The organism is Modicisalibacter muralis, assembly GCF_900102945.1.
GTDB lineage: Bacteria > Pseudomonadota > Gammaproteobacteria > Pseudomonadales > Halomonadaceae > Modicisalibacter > Modicisalibacter muralis.
This window is the reverse complement of record NZ_FNGI01000001.1, coordinates 149,654-161,407: the sequence shown is the minus strand read 5'-3', so window position 1 is coordinate 161,407 and position 11,754 is coordinate 149,654. Positions and strand designations below refer to the sequence as shown.

At 65.0% G+C, this 11,754-nt stretch carries 8 protein-coding genes; 5 read left to right on the top strand and 3 right to left on the bottom strand.

Annotated features, from left to right (window positions below):
- Positions 1-8: 8 nt before the first annotated feature.
- From BLR92_RS00805 to BLR92_RS00785, 5 genes are all read left to right on the top strand, one after another.
- Positions 9-1,604 (top strand): solute:sodium symporter family transporter, encoded by a 1,596-nt coding sequence (locus tag BLR92_RS00805; protein ID WP_089724579.1) that lies wholly within the window; start codon positions 9-11, stop codon positions 1,602-1,604.
- A 159-nt stretch (positions 1,605-1,763) separates the two neighbouring features.
- A complete protein-coding gene (locus BLR92_RS00800; RefSeq protein WP_089724577.1) occupies positions 1,764-2,795 on the top strand; it encodes a GlxA family transcriptional regulator in 1,032 nt (343 codons plus the stop codon).
- Positions 2,786-3,964 carry an MFS transporter gene (locus BLR92_RS00795; RefSeq protein ID WP_089724575.1) on the top strand — a complete coding sequence of 393 codons (1,179 nt, stop codon included), beginning with the start codon at positions 2,786-2,788 and terminating at the stop codon, positions 3,962-3,964. The genes BLR92_RS00800 and BLR92_RS00795 overlap by 10 nt, the downstream gene beginning before the upstream one ends.
- 26 nt (positions 3,965-3,990) lie before the next feature.
- Positions 3,991-5,397, top strand: a complete 1,407-nt coding sequence (locus BLR92_RS00790; RefSeq protein ID WP_089724573.1) for a YcjX family GTP-binding protein — start codon at positions 3,991-3,993, stop codon at positions 5,395-5,397.
- Positions 5,394-6,455, top strand: coding sequence for a TIGR01620 family protein (locus BLR92_RS00785; protein ID WP_089724571.1), 1,062 nt, complete (start codon positions 5,394-5,396; stop codon positions 6,453-6,455). Before BLR92_RS00790 ends, BLR92_RS00785 begins: the two co-directional genes overlap by 4 nt.
- A gap of 7 nt (positions 6,456-6,462) precedes the next feature.
- Here the strand turns inward: BLR92_RS00785 and BLR92_RS00780 are convergent, their stop codons facing one another.
- The 3 genes from BLR92_RS00780 to ptsP form a co-directional block, all read right to left on the bottom strand.
- Positions 6,463-7,275, bottom strand: a complete 813-nt coding sequence (locus BLR92_RS00780; protein ID WP_089724568.1) for an HAD family hydrolase — start codon at positions 7,273-7,275, stop codon at positions 6,463-6,465.
- 234 nt (positions 7,276-7,509) lie between these two features.
- Positions 7,510-9,189, bottom strand: a complete 1,680-nt coding sequence (gene nagE, locus BLR92_RS00775; RefSeq protein WP_089724566.1) for an N-acetylglucosamine-specific PTS transporter subunit IIBC — start codon at positions 9,187-9,189, stop codon at positions 7,510-7,512.
- 33 nt (positions 9,190-9,222) lie between these two features.
- On the bottom strand, positions 9,223-11,736 hold the full coding sequence (ptsP, locus tag BLR92_RS00770) for a phosphoenolpyruvate--protein phosphotransferase (protein WP_245703867.1): 2,514 nt from the start codon (positions 11,734-11,736) through the stop codon (positions 9,223-9,225).
- Positions 11,737-11,754 lie beyond the last annotated feature (18 nt).

Below are 11,754 nucleotides of genomic sequence, written 5' to 3'. Positions count from 1 at the left end.
TCGACAACATGCATGCCCTCACCATTGTCTCGTTTTTGTTTTTCACCGGGCTGGTCGCATTGATCACCTGGTGGATCACCCACCGTGACGATCACAGCACCAGTAAAGGCTTCTTCCTCGCCGGTCGCAGCCTGACCTTCCCGGTAATCGCCGGTTCCTTGCTGATGACCAACCTCTCCACCGAGCAGATGGTCGGCCTGAATGGCGCTGCCTTCTCCGAAGGGCTGAGCGTGATGGCCTGGGAGGTAGTCGCGGTGGTCGCCCTGGTGGCACTGGCGCTGTTCTTCCTGCCGCGCTTTTTGCGTAGCGGTATCACCACGATTCCCGAGTTGTTGAGAATCCGTTTCGACGACACCACGCAGCTGATCTGTAACTTTATTTTCCTGGTCGCTTACGCGGTCATTCTGCTACCGATCATTCTTTATTCCGGTGCCGTGGGCCTGAGCGGCATGCTTGATCTGCAAGGGCTGACCGGCGTTCAGTCGGACACGTTCCTGTTGTGGGCCACGGTATGGATCGTGGGTATTATCGGCGCCGTGTATGCGCTGTTCGGCGGCCTGCGCACCGTCGCCGTCTCCGACACCTTGAACGGCGTAGGCCTTTTGATCGGTGGCTTCGTGATCGTCTACTTCGGCTTGCAGGCAGTCAGTGACGGCGGAGGGGTTCTTGCCGGCTGGGAGACGCTCAAGCAGAGCAATCCCGACAAGCTCAATTCGATCGGCGGCCCCGAAGCGCAAGTGCCTTTCGCGACCCTGTTTACCGGCGTTTTCCTGATCAATCTGTTCTACTGGACCACCAACCAGCAAATCATTCAGCGCACGTTCGCCGCCAAGACTCTCGCCGAGGGCCAGAAAGGCGTGCTGTTGACCGGCCTGTTCAAGCTACTCGGGCCGCTGTACCTGGTGCTGCCAGGCATTATCGCCTACCACCTCTACGCCAATGAAGGCATTCGCGCCGACCAGGCCTACGGCCACCTGGTGTTCAACGTGCTGCCGCCTTATCTCACCGGTTTCTTTGCCGCGGTCATGGTCGGCGCCATCCTGTCCTCGTTCAACTCGGCGCTCAACAGCACCACGACGATGTTCAGCCTTGGCATCTACAAGGGATTGATCAACAAGCAGGCCAGCGACCAGCAGGTGGTCAATTCAAGCAAGATATTCGGTTGGATCATGGCTGTCGCCGCAATGACCATTGCCCCACTGCTGGCCGGTCAGGAGAGCCTGTTCGGTTACCTGCAGAAGATGAACGCGATGTATTTCATCCCGATTCTTGCCGTGGTGCTGGTCGGCCTGCTGACCAAGCGGGTACCGGCAGTCGCAGCCAAGATCGCCTTGGTCGGCGGCTGTCTGATCATCGCTGTCGTCTACTTCGTTCCGCCATTCACCGGCCTGCTCAATGTCGTCAACAACTACCACTTCGTGGCCGGCGTATTCGTGCTGCTGATCGCGATGATGCTGCTCTTCGGCAAGCTCAGCCCACGCCCCACCGCCTGGATTCACGAAGACACCGGCCAGGTCGACCTGACCCCTTGGAAGGGCGCGATACCGGCGGGCATCGTGCTGCTGATTCTGGTCGTCGCCATCTACGTGGCCTTCGCCGGCTGATGCTGAATTGACAAAATGGCTGACGAACGTTGCCCCGCTCCGGCGGGGCAACGTCGTTTCGGGCATTCGTATGGCATGTCCGTTTTGGTGGGATAATGGTCGTTGCCGACATCCAGAAATCGCACGACACTAATGGCACTCCCGATCACGGAACCTGTCATGTCCCGTTCTATCGCCCTGCTCGCCTACCCTCGCTGCCAACTGCTCGATGTCAGCGGTCCCTGGCAGGTGTTCGCCAGCGCCAACGAACTGGCTGGCAAACCGCTTTATCGCTTGACGCTGCTCGGCGAGTCACCGGGTCCGCTTGCTACCAATTCGGGCATGGCGTTTCACGCCGACCGTAGCTGGCACTCGCTCGGCGTGGAGGAGACGCTCGATACCCTGCTGGTCGCAGGCGGCAGCGGCGTTACCGAGCAATGCGGCAATGCCGCCCTGATCGACAAACTGCGCGAATTGGCCCCCCACGTCAGGCGCATCGGTTCGGTATGCACCGGGGCCTTCTTGCTGGCCGCCGCCGGCCTGCTCGATGGCCACCGCGCCACCACGCATTGGCGTCACTGCCACCGACTGGCCGAAGCGTACCCGGCGATCAGCGTCGACTCCGATGCACTCTATCTTGAGAGTCAAGGGCGCTACACCAGCGCCGGAGTTACCGCCGGCATCGATCTGGCATTGTCATTGCTCGAAGCCGACCATGGCGCCGAGCTGGCTGGGCGAGTCGCCCGCGAATTGGTGGTATTCCTGCATCGTCCCGGCGGTCAGTCGCAATTCAGTGAAGCGCTGCGCAGCCAGCAGCGCGATGTTGGCCCACTGCGTCGCTTGCTCGACGAACTGCATGCCAATCCCGGCGCCGATCACTGCCTGGAGGCGATGGCGGCACGCATGGCGGTGTCGCCACGCCATCTTTCACGGTTGTTCCACCGCTACCTGGATACCACGCCCGGCGCCTACCTGACCCGCCTTCGTCTCGAACAGGCTCGCCAGACGATGCTGGCAAGCCCAACTCCATTGCCATTGGAGCGCCTCGCCAGGCACTGGCGGCTCGGTGGCGCCGAACAATTGCGCCGATTGTTCCAGCGCCATTACGGTGTTTCACCGAGCGTCTACCGCCAGCGCTTCAGAGCATCGCCGCCCAACGCCAGTGCAGCCTTGTCGTCACCACACCCACAGGAACCCCGTTCATGCCCATAACCGTTACGCTTCTCTCGCTGTGTCAGGCACTGCTGGTCAGCGGCAATATCCTGCTGATTGCCGTCTCGCCGCTGATCGGCGCGAAACTCGCGCCCGGCCCGGCCTGGGCTACCGCGCCGGTGGCCACCCAACTGCTGGGACTGATGTGCGCGACCATTCCCGCCTCGTTGATCATGGCGCGACTGGGTCGCAAGCGCGGTTTCGTACTCGGCAACCTGCTCGGGCTGCTCGGCGTCGGCGTGGCGGCCTGGGCATTGGTCGACGAGCAGTTCGTCATTTTCATGCTCGGCACCTGGCTGATCGGGATCGGGATCGGATTTGGCATGCTGTACCGCTTCGCTGCCGTGGAAGCCGCCCCCGTGGCGCTGCGCGATCGTGCCATCGGCATGGTCATGGGCGGTGGCGTGCTGGCGGCTTTTCTCGGCCCCTGGCTGGCGCGAACCAGTCATAACCTTACCGAGACGCCCTTCCTGGGCAGTTTCCTGGGGCTGGGGCTGCTCTACGTTTTGGCGTTGATCGTGTTGATCTTCACCCGGCTGCCAGCGGCGCAGATTTCTCACGACGACGGCCCGGCACGCCCATTGATGGAAGTCATGCGCCAGCCGGTGTTTATCACCGCCGCCCTGGCCGGCCTGATCGGCTACGGCGTGATGAACCTGGCGATGACCGCCACGCCGCTGGCCATGCAGCGTGCCGGTTTCCACTTCGATCACGTCGCCACCACCATCCAATGGCATGTTCTGGCGATGTTCCTGCCGTCGTTCTTCACCGGCCGGCTGACTGCGCGCTTCGGCGCGCCGGCGATGATCACCCTGGGCTGTTTGCTGCTGGCCGGCTGCGGCCTGCTGGCCCAGTTCGAAGTGGGCCTCTACGGCTACTACGCGGCATTGATACTGCTCGGCCTAGGTTGGAACTTTACCTTCCTGCCCGCAACCGGCCTGCTCACCGAAACCTACCGCCCGGCCGAGAAGGCCCGCACCCAAGCGGCCAATGAGTTTCTGGTGTTCTCGACCGTGAGCCTCACCGCGCTGCTCGCCGGGCCCTTGGAGGCCAGCCTCGGCTGGGCCGGACTGAACGCCGTATTGATGCCGCTGGCATTGCTGCCGCTGGCCGCGCTGATCTGGCAACGACTTGCCTCGCAGGTCACCCGCCCCCACATTAGGAGCTAAATCTTTCGACTCGGATATGAACCCCGATGCGCCAGAGCCTGGCACGCGAACTCAGCAATCTCATCGAACGCGGCCGGGATCGTCAGTTACGCCTGGCGGTCACCGGCCTGTCACGGGCCGGCAAAACGGCCTTTCTCACCTCACTGGTCTATCAGTTGCGCCATGCCGGACTCGAGGCGCGTCTGGATTTGCTACCGGCGGCCCGCGAGGGTCGGCTGCTCGGTGCCCAGCGCGTCGCTCAGCAGGATCTCGGCGTGCCGCGCTTCCCGTTCGATGAAGCGATGCTGGCGCTCGACGACAGCCCACCGCGCTGGCCCGAGCCGACTCGCGGCATCAGCGAGTTGCGTCTGCATATTCGTTATCGCCCGCAACGCGGCGGGCTGCTCGGCGGTCTGGGCCGCGATAGCGCAACGCTGACGCTGGATCTGTTCGATTACCCCGGTGAATGGCTGCTCGATCTGCCGCTACTCGATCACGATTACCTGAGCTGGAGTACTGGCCAGCAGACGAGCTTAAGTCCCGAGCGCCGCACGCTGGCCAGCGGCTGGCTGGATGCCGTGGCCGATCTCGATCCCGCCGCCGCGGCTGACGAGGGGGAACTGGCGCGCATCGCACAGCACTATGCCGAAGCATTGCGTGCCGCTCGCGAGGCCGGTTTCGCCGATCTGCAACCGGGACGATTCTTACTCCCCGGCGACCTCGACGGCGCGCCAGTGCTGCAATTCTTTCCGCTGCCGGGTCTCGATGTGGATGACCGCCAGCGCCTCGAAACGCTACCCGAAGACAGCGTTTATCACACACTGGCGCGGCGCTTCGCCTACTATCAACAGCATATCGTCAGGCCTTTCTACCAGGAGCACTTCAGGCGCTTCGATCGCCAGATCGTGCTGGTCGACGTGCTCGGCGCATTGAATGCCGGGCCCGAGCGTTTCGAGGATCTGTCGCGAGCGCTGGCCACGCTGATGCAGAGTTTCGATTACGGCAAGCGTAGCCTGATCTCGCGGCTGTTTTCGCCGCGCATCGACCGCCTGGCAATTGCCGCCACCAAGGCCGACCACGTGACACCGGAGCAGCACGTCAATCTGGTTTCACTGCTCGAAGCGCTGCTCGGCGAGCCGCTCAAGGACCTGCGTTTCGCCGACATCCCGGTCAAGGCGTTCTCATTGGCCTCGATTCGTGCCACCCGCGCTCATGAGGTAGAGCATCAGGGCAAGCATGCCCCGGCGCTGCGCGGCACCACGCAGGATGGTGAAGAGACACTGGTGTTCCCCGGCGAGGTTCCCGTGCGGCTGCCGCGCAGCGATTTCTGGACTCGCCAGGGGTTCGCGTTTCATGCCTTTCGCCCGCTTTCCCGCGAAGCACGCGGCGATGGCCTGCCGCATATTCGCATGGATGCCGCGCTCGACTGGCTGATTGGAGACAAACTGACATGAGCGACCCGCGACCACGCCAGCGTTTCAGCCTGGATACCACCCACGACGCCCCACGAATAACGCCGGAGTTTGACCCGCGCCCCTTCGAGAGCTATGCGCTCACCCAGAATGCACGACCCTTGGAGGACGAGCGACCGCCCGAGGATGCCGATGCCGCCTTGACCCGCGGCCTGGCCCGGCCGCGCAAGCGCCGCTGGGGGCTGCTGACACTGCTGGGTGGCACACTCACTCTCGGCGCGCTGGAAGCCGGTCAGGCGCTGTATTTTTCGGCACTCGGCGGCAGCCTGCTCGGTGGTGCCTGGAGTCTGCTCGGCCTGCTGGCGCTGGGCCTGGGCGGCGGCGCCCTGGCGCGTGAATTGTGGCGGCTGCGCAAACTGCGCCGCCACGCCGCGCTGCGCCAGAAGCTGCAAACGCTCGAAAACACCACCGGGCGGGATGCCCAACACCTGGCCGAGCGGCTACGCGAGCAGATGGGCCTGGACCGGGACCACCCGCATTGGCAGGCCTACCTCCAGGCTCACCAGCCGCACCACGATGGGGCCGAGACACGTCAACTGCTGGCCCATCATCTGCTTGCGCCACGCGACCGCGAAGCACGCCGCTTGATCTCGCGGATGGCCGGCGATACCGCGATCATGGTTTCGATCAGTTCGCTGACGTTGGTCGACATGATGCTGGTGGCGTGGCGCAACCTGGCGATGCTCGAACGTATCGCCGCGCTCTATGGGCTGGAACTCGGCTATGCCAGTCGCCTGCGGCTGTTTCGCCGCGTGCTTGCCAACATGGCCTTCGCCGGCGCCAGCGAAATGGCTTCCGAGGCGAGCATGGAACTGTTCTCGATGAATCTGGCCAGCAAGCTCTCGGCGCGTGCCGCTCAGGGACTCGGCGTGGGACTGTTGTCGGCGCGGCTGGGCCTGCGCGCATTGCGGCTGACCCGCCCGCTGCCTTTCGACAATGGCCATGCCAATGACCAGGCACCGCGCATCGCCGATTTGCGCAGCGAGTTGTGGCAACGGCTCAGGCGCCTGGAGGAGACCAACGACGGCCCAGTGGCGTAGTTCCCATTCAGGCCGACGCCACATCCAGCGCGAAATAATCGCGCAGCCGCTCGGCGACACCATGTTGATGATGATGACCGATGCGCTCGGCCTGGGGCACACGCAACGCCAGGTCCGGATGCGCGCCGGCCATGATGAAGCCGTGCCCGGCGAGGGCCAGCATCTCGGCATCGTTGAGATTGTCGCCGAAGGCCAGGCAACGCGACGCCGGAATGTCGAGCCGCGCCAGCAATCGATCGAGCGCCGCCCCCTTGTTGACGCCTTCGGCCATGATTTCGAGCGAATTGGCCATCGAATAGGTCAAATGCAGCCGGGTGCCAAAGCTATCGCGGATGCTTGCTTCCAACGCCGCCAATGCCTTGGCATCGCCAATGCACAAGACCTTGCCCACCCCGCTGCCGTCGTGCGCCTCGAGATCCGCGACCTGGTAGCCAAAGCCGGTGTGCTGGTGCAATGCCAATAGCCCCGGCGCCGGTGCGTCGATCAACCAGTCGTCACCGGTATAAAGGTTGAGGCGAATCTCGCCGTCGCGCGGCAGGCGTATCAGCTCGCGGACCAGTTCGGCGGGCACCCACTGCTCGGCAATCAGGCTATCGTCGGGGGCGTACAGGTGGGCGCCATTGGTGCTGAGAATATAGGCTTCGACACCCAGCCGACGGCGAAACTCGGCGATATCGCGGAAGTGACGCCCCGACGCCAGGGCCAGATGATGGCCGCGCGTCGCCAGCGCCTGGAATGTCTCGATGGTCAGCGGATCGAGAGCGTGTTCGGCGTTGAGCAGCGTGTTATCGAGGTCGGTGACGATCAGATGGGCAGTCATGACATATCCTGAAGGCGTAAAAGCATCCACAGGCCAGGGTTTGTTCGAAAAGTCGGCGAGTGAAGGCCAGACAAGGCAAAAATCAGCGAAAAAACGGAGTTTACTGAGGTAAATAAGTATTTTGAGCCGATTTTTAACGCCGTATGGTCGAGCACAGACAGTTTTCGTGCAAAGCCTAGCGTAATTCACCTGACATAAGCCACCGGGCCGCCGTTGACGGCGGCCCGGTGGCCCTCAACTCCGGCTGAGCCCGCTGGCCACGCCTTCGGCCCGCTCGCCAAGCAGCACATGCACCAGCCCCGCCTCGATATGCTGGACGCCCCTCGCGCCCAGCGCCAGCAGTGCCGCCTCGTCCAGCGCTGCGGCATCGCCTAGGCGCAAGCGCACCCGCGTCATCGCGACTGCCGTTGCCTCACGCACGTTTTCCGCGCCACCCAGCGCGGCGAGCCAGCGTTCGACCTGCTCGGCAGGCAAACACTGCGTATCGCTGGGAGCCGCAACGCCGGATGCAGCAGCCTGGGGCGGCGTCCGCGGCGCGGCGCCTTCGGCGGCCATGGCGGCGCGAATCTCGTCGGCCACGCCGTCGGCGATCGGGCCGAGAATGACCTGAATGCCGCCATTGCGCAGGCGCATGAGGCCACGCGAGCCGAGCTGCTTGAGCGCCGTTTCATCGATGGCCTGACTGTCTTCGAGTATCAGACGCAGGCGTGTGGTGCAGGCACCGACACTGGTCAGATTGGCGGCGCCACCCAGGGCGCGGACGAACGCCGGGCCACGCTCACCGAGATCGCGAGGCTGGCCTTGCGGCTCGGCGGTCTCGGGTTCGCGCCCCGGCGTCGGCAGGTCGTAGCGCGCGATCGTCCAGCGAAACAAGCCGTAATAGATCGCGAAATACACCAGCCCTACCGGAATCAGCATCCAGCCGTTGGTCGACAGGCCGTAGGACAGCGCATAGTCGAACGCCCCGGCCGAGAAGGTGAAGCCCAGCTTGACGTCGAGCAGGCTCATTACCACCATCGAGGTTCCGGTGAGCAGCGCATGAATCAGATACAGCATCGGCGCCAGGAACATGAAGGTGAACTCGATCGGCTCGGTCACCCCGGTCAGGAAAGCCGTCAACGCCAGCGACAGCAACAGCCCGCCGACCTGCGCGCGGCGCCCTTTCGGCGCGGCGTGATACATCGCCAGCGCCGCCGCCGGCAGGCCGAACATCATCACCGGGAAGAAACCGGCCATGAAACTGCCCGCGCTGGGATCGCCGGCGAAGAAACGATTGAGATCGCCGGTGGCGCCGTCGAAGCTGCCGAAGACGAACCACACGAAGCTGTTGAGCACATGATGCAGGCCGGTGACGATCAACAGCCGATTGAGCACGCCGTAAACGAACAGCCCTAGCTCGCCGGCATCGATCAGCCACTGGCCGAGCAGGTCGATGCCGACCTGCACCGACGGCCAGATCACCCCGAAAACGCCCCCCAATATGACCGCGACGAGCCCGGTGACGATCGGGATGAAACGTCGCCCGCCGAAGAACGCCAGATAATCCGGCAGCTTGATGTCCTTGAAGCGGTTGTACAGTAGTCCCGCCACCGCGCCGATGATGATGCCCGACAACACCCCCATGTTGATGTCTTCGTTGAGAGTGTGCAGCACTGCATCGAGCACCAGATAGCCGACCACGCCGGCCAGTCCGGCGGCGCCGTTGCTGTCGTTGGCGAAGCCCACCGCCAGGCCGATTGCGAAGATCAGCGCCAGATTGGCGAAGATGGCGTTGCCGGCATCGGCAATGAAGGCGATGTCGAGCAGGTCGGGCTGGCCGAGGCGCAGCAAGAGCCCGGCCACCGGCAGCACGGCGATGGGCAGCATGAGCGAGCGGCCCAGCCTCTGCAGGCCAGCCATGATATCGAGTCGCATGATGTCGTTCCTCCAAGCGTTGTTGTTATGGGATCAGGCGGCCAGGCGCTCATCGAGCCAGGCCGTGAGGCGCTCGCGCAGCGCGTTGCCGTCGTCGAGCGCCAGCCAGGCGGGTAGCTCATCGGCCAGCGCGGCACGATCGAGGAGGCGTATCGCCGCCTTGACCGCCGGTACCCGCGCCGGCTCCACCGATAGCTCGTCGACGCCCAGCGCCACCAGCACGGCCAGTGCCAGCGGATCGCCGGCGGCGGCGCCACACACCCCGACCGGGCAACGCCCGGCCGCGCCCTCGACGGTAGCCTGGATCAGTCGCAGCACACCGGGGTGCAGCACATCCATGCGCGCGGCGAGACTCGGGTCCTCGCGGTCCATGGCCAGGGCATACTGGGTCAGATCGTTGGTACCGATCGACAGGAAATCGGCCTCGCTGGCCAGGCTCGCGGCGCACAGCGCCGCCGAAGGCACCTCGATCATCGCGCCGAGCTGAGGTAGCCGGGTCAGACCCATCTCGTGACCCAGCGCCTCGAGGCGCCGGCGCACCGCACGCAGTTCGCCGGCATCGCCGACCATCGGCAGCATGATGCGCAGGGCATCGGCCGGCGTGACCGCCAGCAGCGCGCGAAGCTGGGTGTCGAGCAGTTCGGGGTGGCTCTGCCACAAGCGCACGCCACGCACGCCCAGCGCCGGATTGGCCACCACCGGCAACGGCAGATACGGCAATTGTTTGTCGGCGCCGATATCCAGGGTGCGCACGATCACCGGCTTGCCGCCCAGCGCATCCACGGCGGCCTGATACTCGCCACGCTGGGTGGCTTCATCGGGCGCGCTATCGCGTTCGAGAAACAGGAACTCGCTACGCAGCAGGCCGACGCCGTCGGCGCCTTCGTCGGCGGCCAGTTGGGCCTCCAGGGCACTGGCGACGTTGGCGCAGACTTCGACCCGTTTACCGTCGCGCGTCGCCACCGGCGCCCGGGACGCCTCGCGCTCGGCGGCGCTGGCTCGCTGGCGCTCGTCGATGCGTGCGCGCATCGCCGACAGCCGTGGTGCATCGGGCTGGGGCTCGAGCAGGCCACGCTCGGCATCGAGAATGGCTTCGTCACCGTCGACATCGCTCAACGCCTCGCCCATCGCCACCAGGCACGGTAAGCCGCGCGCGCGAGCCAGAATCGCCACATGCGACGTGGTGCCGCCAGCGGCCAGACATAGCCCGGCCGGCTTGGCGGCAGCCACGGCGATCAATTCGGAAGGCGTTAGATCATCAGCGATCAGGATGGCGCCGGCGGGCACCTCGACGCTGACCGGCGCATCGCTGAATTGCGCCATCACCTGATGCTGCAGATCGTGCAGATCGATGATCCGCGCCGTCATTAACGTGCTGCCGATCGCCTTGAGCCGCTGGGCCTCGTCGTCCAGCGCCTCGCGCCAAGCCTGGCCGGCACTGCGCCCCGCGTCAATGCGCGCTAGCGCGGCCTGGAACAGTGCCGGGTCGTCGAGCCAGGCCAGATGCGCGGCGAGGATATCCGCCTCCGCCGACTGCCCTTCGCGCTCGGCGCGTGTCATGGCTGCCTGGATATGCTCATTGACTCGCGCCAGTGCGTCACGCAATCGCGGCGTTTCCCGCTCACGCCCCTGGCCCTCGAAAGGCACGCGGGGCAAAGGCGGCGCATAACGCACCAGCGGGCCGATCGCCAGGCCCTGGCTGGCCACCAATCCGGCCAATTGCCCGGCTTCGGCGCTGGCGGCGGGGCGAGCGTCACGGTTGCCATGCTCGTCGGCCTCGGGCGTGGTCAGCAGCACCTCGGCGGCGTCCAGTGCCGCTTGCGACCGCTCGCCCCGGGCGATCAAGGTCATACGCTCGCCTTTAACCAGGCCTAGATTCATCAACTCGCTCAGGCTGCGCGCATCGGCGCGCTGAGCGTCGTAGGCCACGCCCAACTCGACGTCATGCGCGCGTGCAATGGCGCGCAGTCGCGCCGCTGGCCTCGCGTGCAAACCGGCGGCCAGCGCCAACGTCACCTCGCGTTCGAGCGCGGGACCGGCGGCCGACTCCGCAGCGGTCCCGTCGACATCGGCTTCCGCCATCAATACCAGCATCGGCTCACCCCGACGGAGCCGCTCACCGCTTCGCTCAATGGCGCGCTCGACGATGCGCCAGCCAGCGGCCTCGCTGACGATCAGCGGTGTAATCAGGCTCATCGCGCCTTGCGCCAGGCGATCGGTATCGAAGCGTATCAGCGTTTCGCCGGCGGCGACCTTCTGGCCGACCGCCACGCACAGCTCGATCCCCACGCCGTCGAGCTCGACGGTATCCAATCCCAGATGGATCAGCACCTCGATACCCTCGGGGGTCTTCAGGGTCACCGCATGCGCGGTGCGCGCGCACTGCACGATCTCGCCATCACAGGGCGCGCTCAGGGCGTTATCCAGCGGGTCGAGCGCCAGCCCATCGCCCAGCGTGCCTTCGGCGAACACCGGATCGGGCACTTCATTCAGGGGCACGATGACGCCATCGGCAGGCGCGCCCAGAATCAATTGTGTGGAAGACATCATTCTCTCCAGCGTTGT

Coding starts and splice junctions, on each gene's coding strand:
- BLR92_RS00790 (WP_089724573.1), top strand. CDS start 3,991: ATGCGCCAGAGCCTGGCACGCGAACTCAGCAATCTCATCGAACGCGGC.
- BLR92_RS00785 (WP_089724571.1), top strand. CDS start 5,394: ATGAGCGACCCGCGACCACGCCAGCGTTTCAGCCTGGATACCACCCAC.
- BLR92_RS00805 (WP_089724579.1), top strand. CDS start 9: ATGCATGCCCTCACCATTGTCTCGTTTTTGTTTTTCACCGGGCTGGTC.
- nagE (WP_089724566.1), bottom strand. CDS start 9,189: ATGCGACTCGATATCATGGCTGGCCTGCAGAGGCTGGGCCGCTCGCTC.
- ptsP (WP_245703867.1), bottom strand. CDS start 11,736: ATGTCTTCCACACAATTGATTCTGGGCGCGCCTGCCGATGGCGTCATC.
- BLR92_RS00780 (WP_089724568.1), bottom strand. CDS start 7,275: ATGACTGCCCATCTGATCGTCACCGACCTCGATAACACGCTGCTCAAC.
- BLR92_RS00795 (WP_089724575.1), top strand. CDS start 2,786: ATGCCCATAACCGTTACGCTTCTCTCGCTGTGTCAGGCACTGCTGGTC.
- BLR92_RS00800 (WP_089724577.1), top strand. CDS start 1,764: ATGTCCCGTTCTATCGCCCTGCTCGCCTACCCTCGCTGCCAACTGCTC.